Source organism: Pseudomonas gingeri (assembly GCF_013386165.1).
GTDB classification, from domain to species: Bacteria; Pseudomonadota; Gammaproteobacteria; order Pseudomonadales; family Pseudomonadaceae; genus Aquipseudomonas; species Aquipseudomonas gingeri_C.
Genome location: NZ_JACAOS010000018.1, coordinates 54,380 through 80,084 on the forward strand (window position 1 = coordinate 54,380; position 25,705 = coordinate 80,084).

Annotated in this window: 23 protein-coding genes; 15 read left to right on the forward strand and 8 right to left on the reverse strand. The window is 63.6% G+C overall.

Annotated features, from left to right (window positions below; genetic code table 11):
• Nucleotides 1-36: 36 nt before the first annotated feature.
• From HX866_RS21960 to HX866_RS21970, 3 genes are read right to left on the reverse strand one after another with little or no spacing between them, the layout of a single operon-like run.
• Nucleotides 37-1,932, reverse strand: a complete 1,896-nt coding sequence (locus tag HX866_RS21960; protein WP_177094481.1) for an ATP-binding protein — start codon at nucleotides 1,930-1,932, stop codon at nucleotides 37-39.
• Nucleotides 1,929-2,840, reverse strand: a complete 912-nt coding sequence (locus HX866_RS21965; protein WP_256344976.1) for an ABC transporter substrate-binding protein — start codon at nucleotides 2,838-2,840, stop codon at nucleotides 1,929-1,931. The genes HX866_RS21960 and HX866_RS21965 overlap by 4 nt, the downstream gene beginning before the upstream one ends.
• Nucleotides 2,841-2,863: 23 nt before the next feature.
• The gene (locus tag HX866_RS21970; protein ID WP_177094485.1) at nucleotides 2,864-5,023 is read right to left on the reverse strand and encodes a TonB-dependent receptor plug domain-containing protein; all 2,160 of its coding nucleotides are present in this window, start codon (nucleotides 5,021-5,023) and stop codon (nucleotides 2,864-2,866) included.
• Nucleotides 5,024-5,306: 283 nt separating this feature from the next.
• Here HX866_RS21970 and HX866_RS21975 point away from each other — a divergent pair, with 283 nt between their 5' ends.
• The 3 genes from HX866_RS21975 to sixA are packed head-to-tail and all read left to right on the forward strand — an operon-like array spanning nucleotide 5,307 to nucleotide 7,138.
• The gene (locus HX866_RS21975; protein ID WP_177094487.1) at nucleotides 5,307-6,332 is read left to right on the forward strand and encodes an NAD(P)H-dependent glycerol-3-phosphate dehydrogenase; all 1,026 of its coding nucleotides are present in this window, start codon (nucleotides 5,307-5,309) and stop codon (nucleotides 6,330-6,332) included.
• A 24-nt stretch (nucleotides 6,333-6,356) separates the two neighbouring features.
• Nucleotides 6,357-6,692 (forward strand): DUF4389 domain-containing protein, encoded by a 336-nt coding sequence (locus HX866_RS21980; protein WP_177126521.1) that lies wholly within the window; start codon nucleotides 6,357-6,359, stop codon nucleotides 6,690-6,692.
• Nucleotides 6,689-7,138: a phosphohistidine phosphatase SixA gene (gene sixA, locus HX866_RS21985; RefSeq protein WP_177126519.1), complete on the forward strand. Its 450-nt coding sequence runs from the start codon at nucleotides 6,689-6,691 to the stop codon at nucleotides 7,136-7,138. The genes HX866_RS21980 and sixA overlap by 4 nt, the downstream gene beginning before the upstream one ends.
• Nucleotides 7,139-7,141: 3 nt before the next feature.
• Here the strand turns inward: sixA and HX866_RS21990 are convergent, their stop codons facing one another.
• Entirely contained in the window at nucleotides 7,142-7,957 is an 816-nt protein-coding gene (locus HX866_RS21990; protein WP_256344977.1) for a pentapeptide repeat-containing protein, read from the reverse strand.
• 223 nt (nucleotides 7,958-8,180) lie between these two features.
• Between HX866_RS21990 and HX866_RS21995 the strand changes: the two genes are divergently transcribed.
• From HX866_RS21995 to HX866_RS22015, 5 genes are all read left to right on the forward strand, one after another.
• Nucleotides 8,181-8,624 (forward strand): hotdog fold thioesterase, encoded by a 444-nt coding sequence (locus HX866_RS21995; protein WP_177105710.1) that lies wholly within the window; start codon nucleotides 8,181-8,183, stop codon nucleotides 8,622-8,624.
• Between the two features lie 111 nt (nucleotides 8,625-8,735).
• Nucleotides 8,736-9,545 carry an alpha/beta fold hydrolase gene (locus HX866_RS22000; protein WP_177094496.1) on the forward strand — a complete coding sequence of 270 codons (810 nt, stop codon included), beginning with the start codon at nucleotides 8,736-8,738 and terminating at the stop codon, nucleotides 9,543-9,545.
• On the forward strand, nucleotides 9,542-10,396 hold the full coding sequence (locus tag HX866_RS22005) for an alpha/beta hydrolase (protein WP_177094498.1): 855 nt from the start codon (nucleotides 9,542-9,544) through the stop codon (nucleotides 10,394-10,396). Before HX866_RS22000 ends, HX866_RS22005 begins: the two co-directional genes overlap by 4 nt.
• A 143-nt stretch (nucleotides 10,397-10,539) precedes the next feature.
• Nucleotides 10,540-11,361, forward strand: coding sequence for a DUF4892 domain-containing protein (locus tag HX866_RS22010; protein ID WP_177094500.1), 822 nt, complete (start codon nucleotides 10,540-10,542; stop codon nucleotides 11,359-11,361).
• Between the two features lie 125 nt (nucleotides 11,362-11,486).
• Nucleotides 11,487-12,539, forward strand: coding sequence for an AI-2E family transporter (locus HX866_RS22015; RefSeq protein WP_177105709.1), 1,053 nt, complete (start codon nucleotides 11,487-11,489; stop codon nucleotides 12,537-12,539).
• 136 nt (nucleotides 12,540-12,675) lie between these two features.
• Here HX866_RS22015 and xopAW read toward each other — a convergent pair whose 3' ends face one another.
• The 3 genes from xopAW to HX866_RS22030 all read right to left on the reverse strand — a co-directional run bounded on the left by xopAW (nucleotide 12,676) and on the right by HX866_RS22030 (nucleotide 15,510).
• Nucleotides 12,676-13,572: a XopAW family type III secretion system calcium-binding effector gene (xopAW, locus tag HX866_RS22020; protein WP_177094510.1), complete on the reverse strand. Its 897-nt coding sequence runs from the start codon at nucleotides 13,570-13,572 to the stop codon at nucleotides 12,676-12,678.
• A 115-nt stretch (nucleotides 13,573-13,687) separates the two neighbouring features.
• Nucleotides 13,688-14,746, reverse strand: a complete 1,059-nt coding sequence (locus HX866_RS22025) for an ATP-binding protein (RefSeq protein WP_177094512.1) — start codon at nucleotides 14,744-14,746, stop codon at nucleotides 13,688-13,690.
• Nucleotides 14,746-15,510, reverse strand: a complete 765-nt coding sequence (locus HX866_RS22030; protein ID WP_177094519.1) for a response regulator — start codon at nucleotides 15,508-15,510, stop codon at nucleotides 14,746-14,748. Before HX866_RS22030 ends, HX866_RS22025 begins: the two co-directional genes overlap by 1 nt.
• A gap of 350 nt (nucleotides 15,511-15,860) precedes the next feature.
• On the opposite strand from HX866_RS22030, the gene kdpF reads away from it, so the two are divergent.
• From kdpF to HX866_RS22060, 6 genes are all read left to right on the forward strand, one after another.
• Nucleotides 15,861-15,950, forward strand: coding sequence for a K(+)-transporting ATPase subunit F (kdpF, locus tag HX866_RS22035; protein ID WP_017128001.1), 90 nt, complete (start codon nucleotides 15,861-15,863; stop codon nucleotides 15,948-15,950).
• 11 nt (nucleotides 15,951-15,961) lie between these two features.
• On the forward strand, nucleotides 15,962-17,656 hold the full coding sequence (gene kdpA, locus HX866_RS22040) for a potassium-transporting ATPase subunit KdpA (RefSeq protein WP_177094521.1): 1,695 nt from the start codon (nucleotides 15,962-15,964) through the stop codon (nucleotides 17,654-17,656).
• Nucleotides 17,657-17,672: 16 nt separating this feature from the next.
• Nucleotides 17,673-19,721: a potassium-transporting ATPase subunit KdpB gene (kdpB, locus tag HX866_RS22045; RefSeq protein WP_371319283.1), complete on the forward strand. Its 2,049-nt coding sequence runs from the start codon at nucleotides 17,673-17,675 to the stop codon at nucleotides 19,719-19,721.
• A gap of 163 nt (nucleotides 19,722-19,884) precedes the next feature.
• Nucleotides 19,885-20,436 carry a potassium-transporting ATPase subunit KdpC gene (gene kdpC / locus HX866_RS22050; RefSeq protein ID WP_177094524.1) on the forward strand — a complete coding sequence of 184 codons (552 nt, stop codon included), beginning with the start codon at nucleotides 19,885-19,887 and terminating at the stop codon, nucleotides 20,434-20,436.
• Nucleotides 20,437-20,701: 265 nt separating this feature from the next.
• The gene (locus HX866_RS22055) at nucleotides 20,702-23,353 is read left to right on the forward strand and encodes a sensor histidine kinase (protein ID WP_177125084.1); all 2,652 of its coding nucleotides are present in this window, start codon (nucleotides 20,702-20,704) and stop codon (nucleotides 23,351-23,353) included.
• 36 nt (nucleotides 23,354-23,389) lie between these two features.
• Complete coding sequence (locus HX866_RS22060; RefSeq protein ID WP_177094528.1) at nucleotides 23,390-24,079, forward strand: response regulator; 690 nt, start codon at nucleotides 23,390-23,392, stop codon at nucleotides 24,077-24,079.
• On the opposite strand, the gene HX866_RS22065 is transcribed toward HX866_RS22060, so the two are convergent.
• The gene (locus HX866_RS22065; RefSeq protein ID WP_177094530.1) at nucleotides 24,076-25,122 is read right to left on the reverse strand and encodes a patatin-like phospholipase family protein; all 1,047 of its coding nucleotides are present in this window, start codon (nucleotides 25,120-25,122) and stop codon (nucleotides 24,076-24,078) included. The genes HX866_RS22060 and HX866_RS22065 overlap by 4 nt on opposite strands.
• 210 nt (nucleotides 25,123-25,332) lie before the next feature.
• Between HX866_RS22065 and HX866_RS22070 the strand changes: the two genes are divergently transcribed.
• Complete coding sequence (locus HX866_RS22070) at nucleotides 25,333-25,611, forward strand: hypothetical protein (protein WP_100940841.1); 279 nt, start codon at nucleotides 25,333-25,335, stop codon at nucleotides 25,609-25,611.
• Nucleotides 25,612-25,705 lie beyond the last annotated feature (94 nt).

Genomic DNA, 25,705 nt, shown 5'->3' on the forward strand with positions numbered 1-25,705 from the left:
CGCACTTTCGTCTTTCACGCCAGTCGCACATCGTATTCAGGGCAGCCATTGCTGGAGAATCTGCTGTAGATCCATGCGTTTGAAGGGCTTGGCCAGGTAGTCGTTCATGCCCGCCCGCAGGCAGCTTTCGCGGTCGCCCTGCAAGGCGTTGGCGGTCAAGGCGATGATCGGGACCTGAGCGTACTCGGGCAGTTGGCGGATTTGTCGGGTGGCCTCGTAGCCGTCGACGATCGGTAGCCGGCAGTCCATCAGGATCGCCGCGAACAGGCCGTTGCGCGCGCGATCGATGGCCTGGGCACCATCGGTGGCCAGGCTGACGTCGAAGCCCAGGCCACGCAACATGGCGTCGATGACGGTCTGGTTGACCGGGTTGTCTTCCACCAGCAGCACCTTGCGTCCTTCGCCATGGCCGCCCGGCACGGGCGCCAGGACCGCGGATGCGGTCGGGCGGTGCAGGGCCAGGGGGATTTCCAGGGTGAACACCGAGCCCAGGCCTTCCTCGCTGCGGGCGTGCAGGGTGCCGCCCATGCGTTCGGCCAGGGTCCGGGCAATGGGCAGGCCCAGGCCGGTGCCGCCGTAGCGCCGGGAGATCGAGCTGTCGGCCTGCTGGAAGGCATCGAACATCAGTTCCAGGCGTTCGCTGGAAATGCCGATGCCGCTGTCGCGCACCGTGCAGGTAAACCACAGCACATCGTTGTCCAGTGCCTGCCAGTGTGGCTCGATGCCGACGCTGCCGTGCTCGGTGAACTTCAGTGCATTGCCGATCAGGTTGACCAGGATCTGGCGGATGCGTGTCGGGTCGCCCTTGACCTGCAGGGTCTGCATGTCCGCAGGGATCTGCAGGTCCAGGCTCAGGCCGCGCTGGCTCGCGTTGTGCTGGAAGGCCTGGGCGCAGCTGTTGATCAGTTCGGCGAGGTTGAACGGGATATGTTCCAGTTCCAGGGCCGAACGTTCGATCCGCGAGAAGTCGAGGATGTCGTTGATCACCTTGAGCAAGTGTTCGGTGGACTCCGAGGCCAGGGCCGCGTACTCGGTCTGTTCCTCGGTCATCTCGGTGGTTTCGAGCAGTTGCAGCATGCCCAGCACGCCGTTCATCGGGGTGCGCAGTTCATGGCTCATCATGGCCAGGAAGTCCGACTTGGCGTTGTTCGCCCGTTCCGCTTCCTCCCGGGTCTGGATCAATTGGGCAATGGCCTGGTGCTGTTCGCGACTGGCCTGATCGAGGGCTCCGGCGAGGTTGTTGATATGCCGCGACAGGGCGCCGAGCTCGGCGTCGTCGACCACCGGCAGTTGGGTCTTGTAGTCACCCTGTTGAATCGCCTTGACCGCCAGGCCCATGGCGCTGATCGGTTGCGCCAGACTGGCCGCCAGGCGCCGGGCCAGGAGGAAGGTGAAGACCAGGGCGAAGAGCGCCAGGATCCCGGCCTTGAGCAGGATTTCCTGCTGCCGCTGGCTGAAGGCGTCGTTGGACATGCCGACGATCACCCGCCCCAGATAGTCCTCACTCGGCGTCGCGCCGGAGGTGCTGCCTTCCTTCAGGAAGTCAGTGTCCAACTGAATGCGTTGCAGGCGTACCGGGGCCTGGAACAGTTTCACCGACTGCTGCCGGGCTTGTTCCTGGGAGGGTTGCTCGACATACACCAGGATATTGTTGCTGCGGTCCTGGACCTCGAGGAAACGCACGTGGGGTGTGGCCAGGGTCGCCCGCATCAGGCTGTCGAGGACTTCACTGTTGCCGGAAATCACCCCGTATTCGGTGGCCGGCGCCAGCTGGTTGGCGATCAGTTGGCCGGTGTGGTCGAGTTCCTGGCGCAGGTCCTGGATCCGCACGAAGGTGAAGAAACTGATCAGCAGCAAGGTCAGCAACAGCGCGGGGCCAAGGCTGATCATCTGGGTCCGGGCGCTGATGCCCCAATACCGTCGCAGGGTCATGGGCGGGTTTCTCCTTCGGCCAGCCGGCTGGCGAGCGAGACTTCGTCAATCGGTTCGATGCCCAGGGAGCGGGCGACTTGCGGGTTGCTCAGGACCTTGAAGCGTTGCGGGTAGAGGCTGCTCGGCCAGCCGGACGGGGCGCGGTCGAGCAGCTCGTCGAGGATCGCCAGCCAGTCGGTCTGGTCGCTGTAGGTGCTGGCCAGGCTGCCGGCCTTGACGAAGCCGGCGTTGGGACCGATCAGTGCCAGTTGCCGGGCATAGCTGCTGAGCAGCAGGTTCTTCGCGGTCCTGGGGTTATACAAGGTCGGATCGTCGAGGCCGAGCAGCACGTCGCTGTTCTTGAGCAGGGTTTGCAGGGGGCGGCTGTCGCTGGTGTCGTCCCAGCGTTGGGGGACGATCTCCAGTCCCAGGGAGCGGGCCGTCTGATTCAGTTCGTTCAACAGGAACTCACTGCCCTGGGTATAGAGCACGCCGATTCGCCGGGCCTGGGGCATCACTTCGCGGATCAGGCGCAGCTGGCGCGACAGCGGTGGGTCGCTCCAGAGCAGGCTGAGGCTGGCGGTCGGTCCGCTGCCCAGACGTTGCATGGCTTGCAGGCGGCTGATGCGCAGGACCAGGGTCGCCGGCCCCTGTTTATCCTTCAGCCGCCAGTCGAGGCCGGCGGGGTCCAGCAGGATCAGGCGAGTGGCCGGGGGCAGTCGGCTGGGTTCGGGCATCTGGGCCAGAGGCACGAAGCGTATCTGGTCGGTCGGGCGCTGCTGCGCCAGCGCGGCGGTAAAGGCCTGGACCCCGGGGCTGTCCTCGAGGCCGGTCAACAGCACTTCGGCCGAGCGCGCCGGGGCGCTCGACAACAGCACGAGCAGGGCCAGGCCCAGTCGCTTGAGGCAAAGGTTCCATGCCGATGTCATCCTTGACCCCTGGCGGCTCATGTTCAGAACTCCAGCTCTGCGCTGAAGTACAAGACGCTGCGCTGGTTGTAGTTGTTGTCGGCCCAGGTGATGGGCTGGTCGTCGAGGCGTTGTTGCAGGGTCCCGGCCAATTCCAGGCTGGCCCGGCGAAAGGGAATACGCTTGGCCAGGCGCAGGTCGACCCGTTCGAAGCGATATTGATTGATGGCATCGTCGCCATAGTAGAAGACCGAACTGGACCAGCCGTGGCTCCAGTCGCGCATCCAGCCGGCCGAGCCGCTGTTGCGGGCGGTGAACTGTTCGTCGACCGGGTTGCTGGCGTGGACATCGACATAGGCATAGGTCAGGCGCAGGCGGTCGGCGCTGCCCAGGCGCCAGTCGAACTGGGCTTCGCTGCCGGTGAAGCGTGAGCTGTTGGCATTGCTGGCGATGTACTGGTTGTTGCGCAACGGCGTGCTGATCATGTCGCTGATCTCGTCGTAGAACAGCTTCACGTCGAGGCTCAGGCCGATTTCGGCGAAGAAACCGTTATAGCCCAGTTCCCGCGAACGCATCCGTTCCTTGTCCAGGTTTCCCGGGCCACGGGTCTGGACGAAATACTGACCGCTGTTCTGGCCGTAGGTGGGCGAGCTCAGGTTGGTGACTCTATAGCTCCAGTTGACGTTGTTCTCGAACATGTCCGGCGAGCGAATGGCTTCGGAATACACCGCGCGCAGGCCGTGCCGGGGATTGATCAGGTAGTTGACCGCAAAGCGCGGGGTCAGGGAGGCTCCGGTCAGTTGCGCGTCTTCGTACATGGCGCCGCCCTGGACCAGCCAGTGTTCGCTGGCACGCCATTCGAGCTGGCCAAACAGGCGCCAGGTGCTGTCGTCGATGGTGCCGTCGAAGTAGGTCTCGGAGTCGGCTTTGTCATAACGGTAGTTCATGCCACTGACCAGGCGCAGGCCGTCCGACAGGCTCAGGGTGTCCTGCAGTTCGAGGTCGTAGCGGGTCTCGCGGGTGCTCTGGTCGATATTGCCGCAGACGGTCTGGCTGGCGCCCTGGTTGTACCATTGGTTCAGCACCTGATTGGCCAGTGCCTGTTCCGGGGCGCCACCTGGAGGGGGACTGCCCACCGCGTACTGGGTCATGTTGCGTGCCAGGTTTTCGGCATAGTTGGGATTCAACTGCCATAACCGGGTCAGCTCCGGACTGAACGATACTTTAGCGTCGCAGGCTTGCCAGACCTGCTGGCGATCCCAGTGCTGGGCCGAACCCTGGATATACAGGCTGTGCTGGGGATTGATGTCGAGGTTCCAGCGCAGCGAGCCGGCGTAGTCCTTGGCCAGCACATCGGAGTTGTCGCCGGCCGCGGTGATCCCGGGGAATACCGCCTGGTAGGTGTAGGGCCGTTGGTTGGTGCCGTCCTTGACGTTCAATTGCCAATCGATGCTCTGCTGTTCATTGAGCGTCTGGCTGACCGAGAGATTGACCCGGGTGATGCGCCGGCCATCGCGGTAGTCGTTGCCCAGGTGGTCGCTCTGGAACCCTTCATCTTCCTCGCCGGACATCGACAGGCGCAGGTCGCCGGTGCCCCAGCCGTTGCCCTGGCTGGCGTACCAGTCATTGATGCCGCGTTCGCCGCGGGTGATCTTCAGGGTCGAACCGTGGGTGCTGCCCGGTGACTTGGTGAGGATATTGACCACCGCCATCAGTGCGTTGGCGCCGTAGCTGACGGTGTTGGGACCGCGAAACACTTCGATGCGCTCGATGTCTTCGAGGGCGACCGGGATATCGCTCCAGTCCACGGTCGCCAGGCCCGCGCGGTAGACCGAACGGCCATCGATCAGCACTTGCATGCGCCGGGCGTTGCTGGCGTCGGTGCCGTGGTAGTTGATGCTGGGCTGGTTGCCGTTGGTGTAGCCGACCATCATGCCCGGCACCAGGCGCAGCAGTTCGGCGATATCCCGGGCGCCACTGGCCTTGATCAGTTCGTTGTCGATGACCGTCATGCTGCCGGGGACCGCGGCCGGCGATTGTTTCAGGCGAGTGGCCGTCAACACCTCGGGCAGGGGCTGGTTTTCCATAAACAGGTCGTCAGCCAGCAACGGGCCGCTGAATATCAGGGCCAGGACGACGGAGGAGCGTGTGGTGGGAGGGCCAAAAGACACGGCACAGCCTTGAAAAAAATAATAGCCGTGCATGTTAACCGAGCTTGGCGGGTTTGCCATGGCGTATGGCCGTCATTGTATCGGCTGAATCAGTCAACCCCCCGAAACCCTAGGCCCGCCGCACACCTGTAGGAGCCGGCTTGCCGGCGATGAGCGATAACGCGGTCTGCCTGTAACACCGCAGCGCCCGCATCGCCAGCAAGCCGGCTCCTACAAAGAATTGCGTTCGGCTGGTCGATTGGTATTGGGGCTGGCTGCCGGTGGCGTGCTCCGTATAATGCAGCCATCGCCATTGGTAGGGATAGACGGGTTACATATGACTGAACAGTACCCAATCGCGGTTCTGGGTGGCGGAAGTTTCGGCACCGCCATCGCCAATCTGCTGGCCGAGAACGGTCACCGGGTGCGCCAATGGATGCGCGACCCCGAGCAGGCCGAGTCCATTCGCGTCAATCGCGAGAATCCGCGTTACCTCAAGGGTATCAAGGTGCACCCGGCGGTCGAGCCGGTGACCGACCTGGTCGCGACCCTCGATGACTGCGAACTGTTTTTTGTCGCCTTGCCCTCCAGTGCCTTGCGCAGTGTGCTGGCGCCCCATGCCGAGCGTCTGGTCGGCAAGTTGCTGGTGAGCCTGACCAAAGGTATCGAGGCCCATACCTTCAAGCTGATGAGCGAGATCCTCGAGGATATCGCGCCACAAGCACGGATCGGTGTGTTGTCCGGGCCGAACCTGGCCCGCGAAGTGGCCGAGCACGCGTTGACCGCCACGGTGGTCGCCAGCGAGGACGAGGCGCTTTGCAGCCGCGTCCAGGCCGCGTTGCATGGGCGGACCTTCCGTGTCTACGCCAGCGCCGACCGCTTTGGCGTCGAGTTGGGCGGGGCGTTGAAGAACGTCTACGCGATCATTGCCGGCATGGCGGTGGCCTTGGACATGGGCGAGAACACCAAGAGCATGCTGATTACCCGGGCCCTGGCGGAAATGACCCGCTTTGCCGTCAGCCAGGGCGCCAACCCCATGACGTTCCTCGGCCTGGCCGGGGTCGGCGACCTGATCGTCACCTGCTCCTCGCCCAAGAGCCGCAACTATCAGGTCGGCTTCGCCCTCGGCCAGGGCTTGAGCCTGGAAGAGGCGGTCACCCGCCTGGGCGAAGTCGCCGAAGGGGTCAATACCCTCAAGGTGTTGAAGGTCAAGGCGCAGGAAGTCGGGGTCTATATGCCCTTGGTGGCCGGTTTGCATGCCATTCTGTTTGAAGGGCGGACCTTGGCCCAGGTGATCGAGTTGCTGATGCGCGGCGAGCCGAAAACCGATGTCGATTTCATTTCCACCAGCGGTTTCAACTGATATTCAGCGCCACGGGAGCGAGTCATGAACGAGTCCAAGTACGAATCCATTGTGTTGCGCATTGTCTGGATGCTGGTGTTCCTGCTGGTCTGGCAGGTTGCCCAGTTCATCCTCGGCGCAGTCGTGCTGGTGCAGCTGGGTTACAGGTTGTTCTACGGTGCGCCAAGCGCCAACCTGATGAGCTTCGGCGACAGCCTGAGCCAGTTCCTCGCCCAGATCGGTCGTTTCGGCACTTTCCACACTGAACAGAAGCCTTGGCCGTTCGCTGATTGGCCGACCCCACGGGCGCCTGAGGGCGAAGCCCCGCATGTGGTACCGCCGACGCCGCATCCGGCCCGTGACGAGGAACCCAAGCTATGAAAGTCTGGGTTCTGCGTCATGGCGAAGCCGAACCCCAGGCCCGCAGCGACGCCGAACGGGCGTTGACCGCCCATGGCCGCGAGCAGGTTCTGCACAGTGCCGCCCACCTGATCGGCCAGCCGTTGCAGGCGATCTACGCCAGCCCTTACCTGAGGGCGCAACAAACCGCGCGGCTGGTACGCGAGGCGCTGGGTTTCGAGGCCGAGATCATCACCGTGCCCTGGCTGACCCCCGAGAGCAATCCACGGGATGTCAGCCAGCGTCTCGACACGGAGCAGGACCTGTTGCTGGTCAGCCATCAGCCGCTGGTGGGCAATCTGCTCAGCTTGTTGCAGCATGGCCATGTGCGCCAGCCGGTGCCCATGGGCACGGCCAGCCTGGCCGAGCTGGAAGGTGAGTTGCCGCTGGACGGGGCGATGACGTTGCTAGGCGTCAGGCACCCCTGAGGTTCAGTGGCTCAACACCGCACCGAGCAGATCGGTGCGGGTGTTCTTCAAGGTCGCGGCATTGACCTTGGCGCCCTTGAACAGACAGGCTTCAAAGTGACCGGAGAGCACCGTGTTCCGCAGGTCGCAATGGCTGAAATCGTTGCTTTTGAAACCACTCGACAGCAACGCGCCGTTGAGGTTGGCGGCCCTGAAGTCGGCCTGCTGGTATTGCCCGAAAAATCTCACCCCACGCAGATCTCCGCCACTCAGGTCGACGCCGATCATATTGACGTTGGTCACCTGCAAGCTCCGTAGCGCCTGGCAGATCGAGGCCTTGCTCCAGTACCTGAAGGCGCGGTGGGTCTCGTCGTCCTGGAACGGCAGGCACGCGACAGCCTGGTGATCCCGGGCGGCGATGTTCAAGGCGCTGCGCTTCAGGGCATTGGTCAGTTGGGGGGACAGCGAGGGCGGCACCCGCAAGTCGAAGAGTTTCTTCTGCACATGCAGGGAAACCCGGCCGCCCCCGTCCAGGTGCACACCGTCCCAACTGTTGAGGATGCCGGTAAAGCGCGCGGCGGCGGCCACCATCAGTTCCAGCAGGTCGGCCAGCGGGTACTGGCGCAGGGACGGCGCGCTGCCAAGGAATCCCCGTGCCTGGGCCAGCGAGTCCTTCAACCCGAGCAGGGTCAGGTCCCGTTCGATCTGCGAGAAGTCGCCTGGCATCAGTTCGCCGAGCAGGCTGCTGTGCAGCTCGTTCGGGCTGGCGTTGGAGAGGATGGGGACCTGGGCGTTACCCGAGGGCATGAAGCGACGAAGAAGACGGCCTATCGTTGCCATGGAGATCTCTTGCAAGGGCTGGAAGGCGGAAATTCGACGCGATATGCCCCTCGACAACTATCAGATTCCGCCCGGCTTTCCCGCTGCGGTCCGTTGCCTCCTGCGTGGCGTACGGCCTTTTTCAGCTTGCGAGTTTCTGTTCTTCCGTGAAATAGTCGACCGAGCGTCTGCTTGGTTCAGAGGGTTGCAGGCATGACGAACAACCACAGTAGGGGAATCAACGATGGCTTTGTGGCGCACCGCACCGAATCTCGAACAACTCAATGCCTTGCAGAAAAACACCATCGGCGAACTGCTGGATATTCGCTTCGAGGCCTTCGATGACGAATCGCTGACCGCGAGCATGGTCATCGACCATCGTACCCATCAACCCTATGGCCTGTTGCACGGCGGGGCGTCGGTGGTGCTGGCGGAAAGCGTCGGTTCCATGGCCAGTTACCTGTGCATCGACGCGAGCCAGTTCTATTGCGTGGGCCTGGAAATCAACGCCAACCATCTGCGCGGCCTGCGCAGCGGGCGGGTGACCGCGGTGGCCAAACCGATTCATATCGGTCGCACCACCCATGTCTGGGATATCCGCCTGACCAGCGACGAGGGCAAGGCCAGTTGCGTGTCGCGCCTGACCATGGCCGTGGTGCCGCTGGGACAAACACCGCCGGCGCGCTGAGTCGCACCATAGCCGTGGCCGGACTGTCATCATTCCTGGCAGTTACGGTCATTGCTGTCGTGCCGGCTCCTGCCGACAATGGACACTGGTTTTTTCCGAGATGCTCCCGGTATGTCGCAGCCCGTGTTTTTCGCCCACGCCAACGGTTTTCCCTCGGGGACCTACGGCAAGTTGTTCGCCGCGCTGGCCCCGGAGTATCAGGTGGCGCATCTGCAACAGCATGCCCACGACCCGCGTTTCCCGGCGGACGATAACTGGCACAACCTGGTCGACGAACTGATCCACCACCTGGAGCAACAGCCCGAACCGGTCTGGGGCGTCGGCCATTCCCTGGGCGGCGTCCTGCATTTGCACGCGGCCCTGCGACGTCCGCAGCTCTACAAGGGCGTGGTGATGCTCGACTCGCCGGTGTTGACCCGCGCCGACCAGTGGGTGATCCGCGCCGCCAAGCGCCTGGGTTTTATCGATCGCCTGACACCGGCCGGCCGCACCCTCGGACGGCGGGAGGAGTTCGCCGATCTCGCCGCCGCGCGTGACTACTTTGCCGGCAAGACCCTGTTTCGCGGCTTCGATCCGGAGTGCTTCGAGGCTTACCTGCAACACGGTCTGCGCCAGGAGGGTGAACGTCTGCGCCTGAGCTTCGATCCGGCCACGGAAATCAGTATCTATCGTGGCGTGCCCCATACCAGCCCCGGACTGGCCCGGCATTTGAAAGTGCCGCTGGCGGTGGTCCGTGGCCAGCAGAGCCGCGTGGTCATGCCCCATCACACCCGCAGTGTCGGCCGCCTGCCCCATGGCGAATCCCTGAGCATGCCCGGCGGCCATATGTTTCCCCTGGAGCGTCCGCAGGACACCGCGCGCTTGCTCAAGGATATTTTCAGCCGCTGGGAACACCAGGCCGGGCAGGAGCGTTGCGCATGAGTCATCCGGTCGAGGAGGTGCGCCTGAGCCTGCCGCATATCGAATTGGCGGCCCATCTGTTCGGTCCCGAGGACGGGCAGCCGGTAATTGCCCTGCACGGCTGGCTGGACAACGCCAACAGTTTCGCGCGCCTGGCGCCGAAGCTGCACGGCCTGCGTATCGTCGCCCTGGACATGGCCGGGCACGGGCATTCCGGGCATCGACCGGCGGGGGCGGGGTACGCGTTGTGGGATTACGTTCATGACGTCCTGCAGGTGGCCGAGCAACTGGGCTGGAAGCGCTTCAGCCTGTTGGGGCATTCGCTGGGTGCGATTGTTTCGATCGTGCTGGCCGGTGCCTTGCCGGAACGGGTGACACGCCTGGCCCTGATCGACGGCGTGATTCCACCCACCGGCCCTGGCGAAAACGCCGCCGAGCGCCTGGGCAAGGCCTTGCAGGCGCAGCTTGAGCTGTCGGAAAAGCGCAAGTCGGTACATCCGACCCTGGACCGGGCGATCGAGGCGCGGATGAAGGGCCTGGTGGCGGTCAGCCGCGAAGCCGCTGAACTCTTGGCCCAGCGCGGGCTGATGCCGGTGCCTGGCGGTTACACCTGGCGCAGCGACAATCGCCTGACCCTGCCGTCACCCTTGCGCCTGACCGAAGAGCAGGCCATGGCCTTTGTCCATCGAATCGCCTGTCCGGCGCAACTGGTGGTGGCCGAGCAAGGCATGCTGGCCCAGCACAAGGACTTGCTTGATCGTCTACCCTTCAGCCTGGAGCACCTGCCGGGTGGGCACCACCTGCATCTGAACGATGAGGCCGGGGCGATCCTTGTCGCAGACTGTTTCAATCGCTTTTTCTCCATGCCTTGACTTGTCGCCGGCAACTGTCGAGGCTTGCTGGTTGAAAGGGAGACAACCATGCCAGACCTCGACTTCCACACGACTTTGAGTCGTCCTGTTCCGGCACGTCCTGTCCCGGTTATCGTGCTTACCGTTCAGGCCCTGTCTATCCGATGAAGAAGTTATCCACAGTCCTGGCCAGCGTCATCGGGATGGCCTGTTGCAGCTCGGCGCTTTTCGCCGCCGATGTCCCGGGCAGCCATGATCTGGCGCTGGTGCCGCGTCTGGCCGATGCGCAGATCGTCGACTATCGGCCACCGGCCGAGCTGGAACGGATTTATCCACAGAGCGCGATCCGCAAGATCAGCAACCGCCTGCGTACCGATGCCCAGGTCAGTGCCCGTGGGCAGATGACCTCGGTGACCTACGAGTTGCCCCCCGAGCACGGTGCCGACGAGGCGTTCACTGCGGCGCGCGAAGCGTTGCAGAAGGAGGGCGCGCAGTTGCTGTTCTGGTGCCAGGCCCGCGATTGCGGGGAAAACAGCCTGTGGGCCAACGAAGTGTTCGGCAACCCCACATTGTCCGGTGCCGACGATCAACAGGCTTACCTGCTGCTGCGGCTGGCGGCCCCGGCGGATAATTCGTTGGTGGCCTTGTACAGCATCACCCGCGGCAACCGTCGGGCCTACCTGCATGTGGAACAGTTCGCCTCCGCTTCGCCATTGGGCGAGTTGCTGCCGACCTCCGCGACCTTGCTGCGTGAGCTGCGCGATACCGGCAAGCTCGACCTCCCGAAATTGGCCGGTGCGCCCGAGGACACCTGGATCACCCTTATTTCCCGTGGTCTGAACCTGGACGCAACCTTGCGGGTCAGCCTCTCGGGCGCTTCCGCCGAGGCCTGGCGCCAGGCGCTGATGGCTCAGGGCGTAAGGGCTGCCCGCCTGGAAGTGGGTAACGCCGCCTCCAGCGGTTTGCACATCGAATTGCTGCGCTAAAGCCTGTACGAACAGCCACCGACAGACGATCATTCGCTTTGCGGCTGAACCCGGATCGTCTGTCGGTAAACCCCTGACCCTGGCTTCGCCTACGCTTTCATTGCCGTCTCTTGTCTGGAATCTCCATGCCCAATAATGATCGTCTGCTGGTGCAGATACTGCTCCTGGTGCTGTTCGGTGCCACCTTGTGGGTGCTGGCACCGTTCTGGTCGGCGCTGTTCTGGGGCGCCGTGCTGGCGTTTGCCAGTTGGCCGCTGATGCGCCTGCTGACCCGCGCGCTGGGTAATCGCGAATCCCTGGCGGCCGGGCTGCTGACCCTGGGCTGGATGCTGCTGGTGGCCGCTCCCCTGGTGTGGTTGGGGCTTAACCTGGCGGATCATGTGCGTGACGCAGTGACCTTTATCAAGGATGCCCAGGTCGACGGGCTGCCGGCAGCACCGTCCTGGCTGGGCAGCCTGCCGATTGTCGGCGAGCGGCTGGTAGGCCTGTGGAACACCATCGATCAGCAGGGCGCGGCTTTTTTGCTGGCGATCAAGCCTTATCTGGGACAGGTCGGCAACTGGCTGCTGGCGCGCAGTGCGCAGATCGGCGGTGGGATCCTCGAGCTGACCCTGAGTGTGGTCTTCGTGTTCTTTTTCTATCGCGATGGCCCGCGGCTGGCGACCTTTATCCATGGGCTGCTGGAGCGACTGATCGGCGAGCGTGCCGATTACTACCAGGAACTGGTGGCGGGCACGGTGCAGCGGGTGGTCAACGGAGTGATCGGCACGGCAGCGGCCCAGGCCGTACTGGCGCTGATCGGTTTCCTGATCGCCGGGATTCCCGGTGCCCTGGTGTTGGGGATCGCGACGTTCCTGCTCAGCCTGATTCCCATGGGGCCGCCGCTGGTCTGGATTCCCGCCACGGCCTGGCTGGCCTGGAAAGGCGAGTACGGCATGGCGGTGTTTCTCGGGATCTGGGGCACCTTCATCATCAGTGGCGTTGACAACGTGCTCAAGCCTTACCTGATCAGCCGTGGCGGCAATCTGCCGTTGGTGATTGTGTTGCTGGGAGTGTTTGGTGGCTTGATCGCTTTTGGCTTTATCGGCCTGTTTATTGGCCCGACCTTGCTGGCGGTGGCCTATAGCCTGCTGATCGACTGGAGCACAAGCCAGTCGCGGCGCGAAGAGAAATCCTGATTCCGGGGCGTTACGGTAATCCGGGTGAGACGCCGCATTAATTGCAGGAGCCGGCTGGCTGGCGATGAGGTCGTTGAACCTTGTGTCGTCTGTTCGGACGTCATCGCTGGCAAGCCGGCTCCTACAGGGGAGTGGATCAGGCTGCGGCAGCGACAGCAGTGCTACCGCTCTGTGTCGCGGTCTGGCTGTTGAGGCTGACCATCAATCGGCTCAAGGCCTCTTTGATGTTCTCCTGGGCGGTGTGGCTGTTGGTGCCCGAACCGGTCCCCGAGCCGCTACCGTTGCTGCTACCGCTGGCATTGGCCAGGGACTGGAGCAGATAGGTGGTGGCGTTGAAGCTGGTGCTGCTGGTGCTGCTGGTGGCACTGGTCGTGTCACTGGTCGAATCAGTCGAACTGGTGCTGGTGCCCGAGGTGCCCTGCAAGGCGCTGGTCAACTCGGCCTGGCTGATGCTGCCGTCGCCGTTGGTGTCCAGCTCGCTGAACAGCTCAGAGGCGGATACCGTTTGTGGCGGTGGCGGCGGTGGTTGGACCCCGGACAGGGCCGAAGCCAGTTCGCTGCTGCTGATGCTGCCGCTGTTGTCGGTGTCCAGAGCGCTGAACAGCGAGGAGCTGTCGGTGGTGCTCATTCCGGCGTTGGTCAGCCCGGCAGACAGTTCGCTGCTGCTGATGGAACCGTCACCATTGCTGTCCAGGGACTGGAGCAACTGATCAGCCAGTTGGGTATCGGGCTTGCCGCCACCATGACCGCCATGACCATGGGGTTTCATCGCCGACAGTTCGGTGGCGCTGATGGTGCCGCTGCCGTCGGTGTCCAGGCTGCTGAAATTCTGGCTCAGGTCATTGAGCACTTTGCTGCCGCTGTTCTGCGACAGGGCGGCGTTCAGTTCGTCCTTGCTGATGGAGCCGTCACCGTTGGTGTCGAGCTTGGCCAACAGTTGCTGCTGGAATTGCTGTTGGCGTTGTGTCGCGGTTGTGCTGTTGCTGTAACCGGTATAGCTCGAGTAGTTGCTGACGCTACTGATCGTGCTCATAAGTGCACACTCCCTAAGTGTTGACAAAGCCGATGGCGGTGCACCGGCTTGTGCAGACTCCAAGGCTCAGGTGTCGAGGGTGTGTGGGCTTTGTACCGGTTGTTACACAGAGCGTTCAGGCCCGGGGCAGACGGACCACGGCGGTCAGGCCGCCGCCGGGGGTTTCCTCCAGGGTCAGCTCGCCACCCAGGCGCTGGGCAGCTTCCCGGGCAATGGTCATGCCCAGGCCGACGCCACCGGAGTTGCGGTTACGTGAACCTTCCAGGCGATAGAAGGGTTCGAACACGGCTTCGCGTTTCTCCGCGGCAATCCCCGGACCATGGTCGATCACCCGGATCAGCAACTGCCGGCGACTGTCTTCCAGGGTGATCAAGGCATCGCCGGCGTAGCGCAGGGCGTTATCCAGCAGGTTGTTCAGGCATGAACGCAAGGCCATGGGTTGCACCAGCAGCGGCGCGCAATGGCCGCTGGCCTGGACCCGCGAGCCCTGGTCCTGGGCGTTTTCGCACAGCGACTCGACCAGTGCCTGGACGTCCATCCATTGCATGGCCTCGCTGGTGCGCTGCTCATGCAGGTAGCTGAGGGTGGCGTCGAGCATGCCGATCATGTCGTCCAGGTCCTGGCGCATCTGGCCCTGGAGTTTCATGTTGTCGACCTGCTCGAGTCGCAGCTTGAGGCGTGACAACGGCGTACGCAGGTCGTGGGACACGGCGCCGAGCATGCGCCCGCGTTGCTGCACCTGTTCGCGGATACGTTGCTGCATCAGGTTGAAGGTGTTGGCCGCCAGGCGTGCTTCACGCGGACCGGTCTCGTCCAGCGGTGGGCTGTTGAGGTCTTCACTCAGGCGTTCGGCGGCGTCGCTCAGGCGCTGGATCGGCCGGGACAGCAGCTTGGCGCCATACCAGGCGGCAATCACCAGGGAAATCAGCTGGAACGTCAACGGCACCAACGGCCCGCCAAACCAGGGCCGGGGAGGCCGAAGAGGCCGATGATGGAGTGGCGGATGGTCGGGGTCGAAGTTCTCCATCATGCCGGGAGGCGGAGGTGGAGGGGGCGGCGGAGGGCCGCCGCCATAATGATGAAACCAGAGAAAGCCCAGCAGGTGGGCGAGGATGATCGCCACCAGCGACACACCGAACAAGCGACCGAACAGCGTGTCGAGGCGTGCGCGCATCAGCCGATTTCTCTCGCGTCAAACAGGTAGCCTTCACCCCGTACGGTCTTGATCAGTTGCGGTGATTTCGGGTCGTCGCCGAGTTTCTGTCGCAGGCGCGAGACCAGCAGGTCGATGCTGCGGTCGAAGGCTTCGATGGAGCGACCTCGGGCGGCATCGAGCAACTGCTCGCGGCTGAGGACCCGGCGCGGGCGTTCGATAAACACCCAGAGCAAGCGGAACTCGGCGTTGGACAGCGGCACCACCAGCCCGTCATCGGCGATCAGCTGGCGCAGCACACTGTTCAGGCGCCAGTTGTCGAAGCGGATATTGGCCCGTTGTTCGGTGCGGTCATCGCGTACCCGACGCAGGATGGTCTGGATTCGGGCCACCAGTTCACGGGGCTCGAAGGGTTTGGCCATGTAGTCGTCGGCGCCCAGTTCCAGGCCGATGATCCGGTCGGTGGGTTCACAACGGGCGGTCAGCATCAGAATCGGGATATCCGATTCGGTGCGTAGCCAGCGACACAGCGACAGGCCGTCTTCACCCGGGAGCATCAGGTCGAGGACCACCACGTCGAAGGTTTCAAGCTGCAAGGCCTGGCGCATGCCGGCGCCGTCGGTGACACCGGTGGCCTGGATGCTGAAACGTGCCAGGTAGTCGATCAGCAGTTCGCGGATCGGAATGTCGTCATCGACGATCAGCGCGCGGACATTCCAGCGCTTGTCATCGCCTGTTGGAAGCGCTTTGTTGACATCAGCCAGAGGAGCGGGAGTGTTCTGCATGCGGGCGATTATCTACCGGTAAGCGGCCACCCATAAAGACGGGCCGCGAATTGTTGCAGGATAGGTACCCGGACCGAAGGCCGGAATCCCTTTCAAGTGTAGCTGTGCAAGAAGCTACAGGGGGGGGATGTTGGCCGCTTGTCGGTTTTGTATCGAAACTGACACAAAAATTTCCCGGCAAACCCTTCATCTCCCTGGAGCTCGTACGGATTCTAGGGTGTAAGTCCTACGTAAAGTCACTCTTTACGCCTTCTTTACGCATCGCCCCCGGCGTCGCTCTCGTTCCTTTACGGCCTCCCTCACGACAATAAGCCCACACACGGCCATTGCCGTACCAAGGGGAAAATTCCATGAGCATTCTGGACGGGGTGTCACTGCTGCTGGCTGTGGCGCTGTTCATTTATCTACTGGTTGCGCTGTTGCGCGCGGACCGGAACTAGGAGCGGCAGGTATGCACAGTTATGACTATTTGCTGATCCTGGCGTTTCTCGTGCTGGTGCTTGCGCCGGCACCGGCATTGGGGCGGTTTTATTACAACGTGATGGAGGGCCGGCGGACCTGGCTGACGCCGGTGCTCGGGCCGGTGGAGCGGGCCTGTTATCGCCTGTCCGGGGTTGACGCCAGCAGCGAGCAGAGCTGGCAGAAATACGCCCTGGCCTTGTTCGCCTTCAACTTCGTCGGTTTCCTGTCGTTGTTCGCCATCCTGCTGTTCCAGCAATACCTGCCGCTCAACCCGCAAAATCTACCGGGCCTGGAGTGGAGCCTGTCGTTCAACACGGCAGTCAGCTTCATGACCAACACCAACTGGCAGAACTACAGCGGTGAAGCCTCGCTGAGCTACCTGAGCCAGATGGCCGGCCTCGCCGTGCACAACTTCGCCAGTGCGGCCACCGGCCTGGCTGTGCTGGTTGCGTTATGCCGTGGCATCGCCCGGCGTTCGACCACGACCCTGGGCAACTTCTGGGTCGACATGACCCGTGCCACGCTCTACGGCCTGCTGCCGATGTGCCTGGTGCTGGCGCTGTTCCTGGTTTGGCAGGGTGTTCCGCAAACTCTCGGCCACTACGTCCATGCCGTGACCCTGCAGGGCGTCGACCAGGTCATTCCCCTGGGCCCGGCGGCCAGCCAGATCGCGATCAAGCAGTTGGGCACCAACGGCGGCGGTTTCTTCGGCGCCAACTCGGCCCACCCGTTCGAGAACCCCACCGCCCTGAGCGATTTGATCGAACTGGTGTCGATCATCCTGATTCCGGCAGCGCTGGTCTTCACCTTCGGGCATTACGTCAAGGACCTGCGTCAGAGCCGGGCAATCATGGGTTGCATGCTGGCCCTGCTGCTGATCGGCGGCGCGGTCTCGTTGTATGCCGAGTATCAGCCGAACCCGACACTGCACAACCCACTGGTGGAGCAGGCCGCTCCGCTGGAAGGCAAGGAAGTCCGTTTCGGCACCACCGCCAGTACGCTCTGGGCGGTGACCACCACGGCGGCGTCCAACGGTTCGGTCAATGCCATGCATGACAGCCTCAACCCCCTCAGCGGGATGGTGGCGCTGGTCAACATGATGGTCGGCGAAGTGATCTTCGGCGGTGTCGGCGCCGGCCTCTACGGCATGCTGCTGCACGTGCTGACCGCGGTGTTCCTCGCCGGCCTGATGATCGGTCGTACCCCGGAGTACCTGGGCAAGAAGCTTCAGGCCAAGGAAGTGCAACTCCTGGTGGTCACCCTGCTGGTGATGCCGGTGGGCACCCTGGTCCTCGGCGCGATTGCCGCCAGCCTGCCAGGGCCTGCCGCCGCGATCAGCAACCCGGGGCCCCATGGTTTCAGCCAGTTGCTGTACGCCTACACCTCGGCCAGTGCCAACAACGGCTCGGCGTTCGGCGGTTTCAGCGGCAACACCGTGTACCACAACCTGATGATGAGTTTGAGCATGGTGCTCGGTCGCTTCGGCTACATCCTCCCGGTACTGGCCCTGGCCGGCAGCCTGGCGATGAAGAAGACCGCTCCGGTCGGCCAGAACAGCTTTCCGACCCATGGCTTGCTGTTTGTGACGCTGCTGACGGTGACCATCCTGCTGGTGGGGGGCCTGACCTTCCTGCCGACCCTGGCACTGGGACCGATTGCCGAACAACTGAGCATGGGCTTCTGAGGATCTGATGATGAATATGCCTCTACCCGCAACAAAACCGGCTGTGGTGGAACAGCCCAAGACCGCGATCTCCGCCCTGTGGCGTCCGGCCCTGGTACAAGCGTTCGTCAAGCTTGACCCGCGCCAGTTGCAACGTGCGCCGGTGATGTTCGTGGTCGAACTGACGGCGCTGCTGACCACGGTCCTGTGCTTTGTGCCGGACTCCACCGTTTCGTTCTTTGTCTCGGCCCAGATCGCCCTCTGGCTGTGGTTCACCGTGTTGTTCGCCAACTTTGCCGAGGCCCTCGCCGAGGGCCGCGGCAAGGCCCGCGCCGACAGCCTCAAGGCTGGCAGCGAAGGCCTGGTGGCCCACCGCCGCAAGGCCAATGGCAGCTTCGAGTCGGTCCCGGCCGCCAACCTGCGCAAAGGTGATGTGGTACGGGTCGCCGCCGGGGAAATGATTCCCGGCGACGGCGAGGTGATCGAAGGGATCGCCGCGGTCAACGAAGCAGCGATTACCGGTGAATCCGCGCCGGTGATCCGTGAGTCCGGCGGCGACCGCTCGGCGGTCACCGGCAATACCCGGCTGGTGTCTGACTGGCTGATCGTGCGCATCACCGCCAACCCCGGTGAGTCGACCCTGGACCGCATGATCGCGTTGGTGGAAGGCGCCAAGCGCCAGAAAACCCCCAACGAAGTGGCGCTGGACATCCTGCTGATCGGCCTGACCCTGATCTTCCTGTTGGTGGTGGTGACCCTGCAGCCGTTCGCCCACTTCTCCGGTGGCAGCCTGCCGCTGGTGTTCCTGGTGGCGCTGCTGGTCACGCTGATCCCGACCACCATCGGCGGCTTGCTCTCGGCCATCGGTATCGCCGGTATGGACCGCCTGGTGCGCCTGAACGTGATCGCCAAGTCCGGCCGCGCGGTGGAAGCGGCGGGCGACGTGCACGTGCTGTTGCTGGACAAGACCGGCACCATCACTTTCGGTAACCGTCGCTGCACGGCGGTCTATGCCACCCCTGGCGTCAGCGCCAAGGAACTGGCTGAAGGTGCGTTGCTGGCGTCGCTGGCGGATGACACCGCCGAAGGTAAATCGATTGTCGAGTACCTGCGCGGACTGCATCCGCAGCAGGAGCCGACGGCGGCTGAACTGACCGCCGTACCCTTCAGTGCCGAAACCCGACTCTCGGGTGTCGACTACCAGGGCCGGGTGTATCGCAAGGGCGCGGTGGATTCGCTGCTGGCCTTTGTCGGCCAGAAACGCAGCGACCTGTCGCCGGTGCTGTCCCGGGAAGTCGACCGGATTGCCCAGAGCGGCGGCACGCCGTTGCTAGTCTGCGCCGATGGCCGGCTGCTGGGGGCGATTCACCTGAAGGACGTGGTCAAGCCCGGTATTCGTGAGCGCTTTGCCGAGTTGCGCAAGCTGGGTATCCGCACCGTGATGGTGACCGGCGACAACCCGCTGACCGCTGCGGCGATCGCCGCGGAGGCGGGGGTTGACGACGTACTGGCCGAGGCCACCCCGGAGAAGAAACTGGCACGTATTCGCCTGGAACAGAACGACGGTCGTCTGGTGGCCATGTGCGGTGACGGTGCCAACGACGCCCCGGCACTGGCCCAGGCCGACGTCGGCATGGCGATGAACGATGGCACCCAGGCGGCGCGCGAGGCGGCCAACATGGTCGACCTCGACAGCGACCCGACCAAGCTGCTGGACGTGGTGCAGATCGGCAAGGAGTTGCTGGTGACCCGGGGGGCGCTGACCACCTTCTCGATTGCCAACGACGTGGCCAAGTACTTCGCCATCCTGCCGGCGCTGTTCGCCTCGATTTATCCACAGCTGGGCGTGCTCAACATCATGCACCTGGCCAGCCCGCAGAGCGCGATCCTCTCGGCGATCGTGTTCAACGCGCTGATCATCGTCGTACTGATCCCACTGGCCCTGCGTGGCGTGCGGGTGCAAGCGGCGAGCGCCGTGCACCTGCTGCGTCGCAACCTGCTGATCTACGGGCTGGGCGGGATCGTGGTGCCGTTCGTGGGGATCAAGGCCATCGACCTGCTGCTGACGGCCTTGCATCTGGTGTGACGTCGCGAGCTTGCCGGTGTGACTGCCGGCAAGCGTACGAAAACCGTAGGAGCCGGCTTGCCGGCGATAGCGGCCGATCATGGGATGCAAGGCTCACTGGCCCCATCGCCAGCAAGCCGGCTCCTGCAGGTTGTGCTGTACCCCTGAATTAGAGGAATTGAACATGTCCAGCGTAATACGTCCGGCCTTGAGCCTGTTGGTCCTGATGACCCTGATTACCGGTGTCGCCTATCCCCTGGTGGTCACGGGCGTGGCCCAGGTGGTATTTCCGGAACAGGCCAATGGCAGCCTGGTGCGTGATGCCGACGGCAAGGTCCGTGGCTCGGCCCTGATTGCCCAGGATTTCACCGGTGACACCTGGTTCCACCCACGGCCTTCGGCGGGGGCCTTTGCCACCGTACCGAGTTCATCGAGCAACCTGGGCCCGAGCAACCCGGCCCTGGCCACACGGATCTTCGACGACGCGACCAAGCAGGCGGTGCCCGGCCAAGGCCCGGTGCCCTTGTCTATGCTGACCACGTCGGCCAGCGGCCTCGATCCACACTTGCCACCTGAGGCGATTCGCTATCAACTGGCGCGCGTGGCGCAGGCGCGCAACCTGCCGACGGCCGATGTCGAGCGGCTGGTTGAAATGCATATCGAGCAACCGCTGATTGGCCCGCCGGTGGTCAATGTGCTGGCGTTGAATGCGGCCCTGGCCGAAATTTCGAAATAAACGCCGTAACCCTGTGGGAGCCGGCTTGCCGGCGATGAGGCCCTTGAGTTCGGCATCGATCTTTCGGCCGCCATCGCTGGCAAGCCAGCTCCTGCATGAAGTTGCGGGCCTGACGGCATTTTGCGGTGAAACACTGACTGTGTAGGAGCGAGCTTGCTCGCGATGGGGCCCTTGAGGGCGGCATCGATTTTTCGGCCGTCATCGCGAGCCATCGAGGGTCGACCGGCTGCTCCTACAATCAGATCCACAAGTGAGAACCGAAGACATGAGTGATTCCGGTCGCGCTGACGCGCTCCTAGCAGAACTGCCCCGCGACGGTCGTGGTCGGCTCAAGGTCTTCCTGGGCGCCTCGCCCGGTGTCGGCAAAACCTACGCCATGCTGCAGGCCGCCCACACCCAACTGCGCCAGGGCGTGAAACTGCTCGCCGGGGTGGTGGAAACCCACGGCCGCGCGGAAACCGAGGCGCTGCTCAGCGGCTTGCCGCAGCAGCCGCTGGTGCGCTCGGAATACCGTGGCGTGCTGCTGGAGGAAATGGACCTCGACGGCCTGCTCAAGGCCAAGCCGAAGCTGGTGCTGGTTGATGAACTGGCCCACAGCAATGCCCCCAACAGTCGTCACGTAAAACGTTGGCAGGATGTCCAGGAGTTGCTGGCCGCCGGTATCGACGTGTTCACCACGGTCAACGTCCAGCACCTGGAAAGTCTCAACGACCAGGTGCGCGGGATTACCGGTGTGCAGGTCCGTGAAACCTTGCCGGACTGGGTTCTGCAGGAAGCCGACGAACTGCTGTTGATCGACCTGCCGCCACGGGAGTTGCTGGAGCGTTTGCGCGACGGCAAGGTCTACGTACCGGAACAGGCGCGCGCCGCCATCGATGCGTTTTTTACCCAGACCAACCTCACGGCCCTGCGCGAGCTGGCCATGCAAACGGCCGCGGCCCAGGTCGACAACGACCTCGCCCTCGGCTACCGGACCCTCGGCCAGTCGGCGCCGGCCCTGCGCGGGCGCTTGCTGGTGGGGGTGGACAGTGACACCCAGGCCGAGCGCCTGGTGCGCCATGCCAGTCGGGTCGCCCAGCGCCGGCACCTGCCCTGGAGCCTGGTGCATGTGGACAACGGCAGCGTGCGCGACGAGCAGTCGCGCCTGCGCTTGCAAAGCGCCCAGCAACTGGCCGAGCGCCTTGGTGGCGAAGTGGTGCTGCTGCGCGCCGGGGAAGTCGCCAAGACCCTGATCCAACACGCCGCCGAACGTCGCGCCAGCCTGGTGCTGGTGGGGCAGTCGCGGCAGAACTGGCGTCGCCGATTGTTGGGGGGCGGCCTCGCGGCGCGTTTGCTGCGCAGCGCCCATGGCCTGGAAATCAACGTGCTGGACCGTGACCAGGAACAGTCGGTGACGCGTACCCGCGCCCCGCACACGGTGGTCTGGTTCGACTACGCGATGGCGCTGCTGGCAACGATCCTGGCCTCGGCCCTGGCCTGGGGCGTGGCCAGTATCCTGCCGTTGCCGAATATTTCCCTGGTGTTCCTGGCCGCCGTGTTGCTGGTGGCGGTGCGCAGCAGCCTGGGGCCCTCGCTGGCCTGTGCGGTGCTGTCGTTCCTGAGTTACGACTTTCTGTTTATCCCGCCGAAATTTTCCTTCGCCATCCAGCGTGAGGAAGATGTCCTGACGTTGCTGTTTTTCCTCTTGATGGCCGCGCTCACCGGCAATCTCGCCGCCCGTCAGCGGCGGCAACTGGAGGCCCTGCGCGATACCCAGGAAGAAACCAGCGAACTGCTCGACCTGTCGCGCAAGCTGACGGCGGCCACGGATCGCCAGGCGGTGGTCAGCGCCGCTTCCCAGCACCTCAGTGGTTGGGAAGAGCTGCAAATCTGCCTGCTGAACCGCGATGGCCAGGGTGGCTGGAAAGTCGAGACCGGCGGTCCGCAGACCTTCTCCGAGTCCGAGCGGGCCGCCGCTGACTGGGCCTGGCAACACGACCAGCCGGCGGGCATGGGCACCGGGACCTTGCCGTTCGGGCGATGGTGGTGGTGGCCGTTGTCGGCGGAAGAGGGCCCGATGGCCTTGCTGGGGGTGCGGCCCAAGGACGGCCAGACCCTGAGCGGGCAGCGTCGGCGCCTGTTGACCGCCCTCAGCCAGCCGCTGGCCCAGGCGCTGGCCCGGGCCCAGTTGGCCGATGACCTGGAAGCCGCGCGCCTGCACGGCGAAACCGAGCAACTGCGCAGTGCCTTGCTGGCCTCGGTGTCCCACGACCTGCGCACGCCGCTGACCTCCATGCGCGGCAGCATCGACAGCCTGCTGGCGCTGGGCGAGGCGATTCCCCTGGACGATCGCCAGGAACTACTGGAAGGCACCCGCGACGAAGCCGAGCGCCTGGACCGCTATATCCAGAACCTGCTGGACATGACCCGCCTGGGCCACGGTGCGCTGAAGCTGGCCCGCGACTGGGTCGCACCGGCGGATATCATCGGCAGTGCGCTGAACCGATTGCGGGCAGTGTTGGCGCCCTTGCAGGTCAGCACCGAGTTGCCGGCGCAGTTGCCGCTACTCTATGTGCACGCGGCGCTGATCGAACAGGCGCTGATCAATGTCATGGAAAACGCCGCGCGCTTTTCACCGCCTCAAGGCCGCCTGCAACTGCGTGCCGGCAGCACCGACACGGAGCTGTTCTTTTCCGTCAGTGACGAAGGACCGGGGATTCCAGCCGATGAGCGGCACAAGATTTTCGACATGTTCTACACCGCGGCCCGTGGCGATCGCGGCGGGCAGGGTACGGGCCTGGGCCTGGCGATCTGCCAGGGCATGGTCGGTGCGCACGGCGGGCATATCGGCGTGGATGACGGCATCGACGGCCACGGCACCTGTATCACCCTGTTCCTCCCTTTGCAGGAGCAACCGGGCATTGAAAGTGAAGCCTGATATGCTTTGGCGACCGATAGCCATGATGTTAAGACCATGACCCAGATTGCGACCATCCTGGTCATCGATGACGAACCGCAGATTCGCAAGTTCCTGCGCATCAGCCTGGTGTCCCAGGGCTACAAGGTGCTGGAGGCCGGCACCGGCGCCGAGGGCCTGGCCCACGCCGCGTTGAACAAGCCGGACCTGCTGGTGCTCGACCTCGGCTTGCCGGACATGGACGGCCAGCAGGTGTTGCGTGAGTTTCGCGAATGGTCCACCGCGCCGGTGCTGGTGCTCTCGGTGCGGGCCAGTGAGGGGCAAAAGGTCGAGGCGCTGGATGGCGGGGCCAACGACTACGTGACCAAGCCGTTCGGTATCCAGGAGTTTCTTGCGCGAATTCGTGCCTTGTTGCGCCAGGCGCCGAGCGGCGAGGCCCAGGAGGCGGCATTGAGCTTTGGTCCGTTGACCGTCGACCTGGCTTACCGGCGGGTGCTGCTCGACGGCACGGAAGTGGCGTTGACCCGCAAGGAGTATGCGGTGCTGGCGCAACTGGCGCGGCATCCCGGGCGGGTGATCACCCAGCAGCAGTTGCTCAAGGATATCTGGGGGCCGACCCATACCGAAGACAGCCATTATCTGCGGATCGTGGTCGGGCATTTGCGTCAGAAACTGGCGGATGATCCCACCGCGCCGCGATTTATCGTGACCGAAGCAGGTGTCGGCTACCGGTTGCTCGATAACTAGCCCTGGCGCCCTTCTTCCTCGTAGCGATCCATCGTATCGCTGGCAATCAAGCGTCCCAGGGCGATCAGCTCCGGCGCCTTGTAGAACTCGAAGAAACGGCACACCCGCTTCGGCACGTTGATCAGGATATCCGGCGGGTAGCCGGCGATCTTGTATTGCGCCAGCGAGGTTTGCATCACCTCGAAACTCTGGTTGATCAGATCCAGCAGCGAGGCCGGGCCGACGTTGTCGATGATGAACGAGCCGGTCGCGGATTTCGGCGCACCGTCGTCTTGTGGTGCGGCGGCCGGTTGCTGGCTTTGGGATTCGGCACCGTCGAGCCAGGGATTACCGACCTGGGCGGCTTCACTGGCGAGGGTCTGCTGCTCCAGGCGCAATAACTCTTCAGCCTGTTTACGCCGGAATGGCAGGCGCGAGCCCATGGAACTGAGCAGGTTGTTGAAGCGGCTCTTGAACGCCGGCGGCCGTTGGATAACCGGTAGCTGGTACTGCTTCTGGTTGGTGGCGTTGAGGTTGACGGCGATGATCAGGTCGCAGTGGCTGGAGACCACCGGCACGATCGGCAAAGGGTTGAGAATACCGCCGTCCACCAGCATGCGGTTGCCCTGCATGACCGGGGTGAACAGGCTGGGAATCGCCGCCGAGGCGCGCATCGCCTGGTGCAGGCAACCTTCCTGGAACCAGATTTCCTGCTGGTTGGTCAGGTCGGTAGCGACCGCCGTGTAGGGAATGCGCAGGTCCTCGATATTGATCTCGCCGACGATCTTGCGGATCTGCCCGAAGACCTTTTCGCCGCGAATCGCGCCAAGGCGAAAGCTCACGTCCACCAGGCGCAGCACATCCAGATAGTCGAGGCTTTCGATCCAGCGGCGATATTCGTCAAGCTTGCCGGCGGCATAGATGCCACCGACCACCGCGCCCATGGAACAACCGGCGATGCAGGCGATTTCATAACCGCGTCTTTCTATTTCCTCTATCACCCCGATATGGGCATACCCACGAGCCCCACCCGAGCCCAGCACCAGCGCGACACGTTTTTTCATGACTCAGTCCTTGAACAAGCTGTTACTCACAATGCACCTCCGGGAAGGCAGGTACAATCGTGGCATCGGCTGTTCTTTGCCTGTCGAATCGGATTGACTCCAGCCATCGTCATCTTGATTGATTAAGCTTGAGTGAAAGGCCAAGGCACTTTTTGCCCGGCGTGCCGTCTTAATGTGCACGAGTGTTTATTTTTACCTGAGGTGTCATCGATGAAAGCCTGGATCTGTGTGCCATTGATTGCGTTGGCGTTGGCCGGTTGTGCGGGCAAAACTGCCTACCGGGACAGTTGTGGTACCGAGTTGGATGCCGCCTGGCACGAACTGGACCTGGCCAAGGCCGAAGGTTTTGCCGGGACCGTGAGTTATTCCAAGGCGCTGTCACTGCTGACCGGGGCCAAGACCCAGCAGCAGTTCGAAGCCTATGAGGGCTGTACCAACAAGGCCGAGAAAGCGCGCTTCTACATCCGAGAGTCCCGCGCCGGGCGTTGAGTGGATTGAGCGCGCGGCTATGTTTGACGCGCGCGCTTTTGCTTGGACGCGGTCCCTACTGTTTACCGGCCTACTGTAGGAGCGAGCTTGCTCG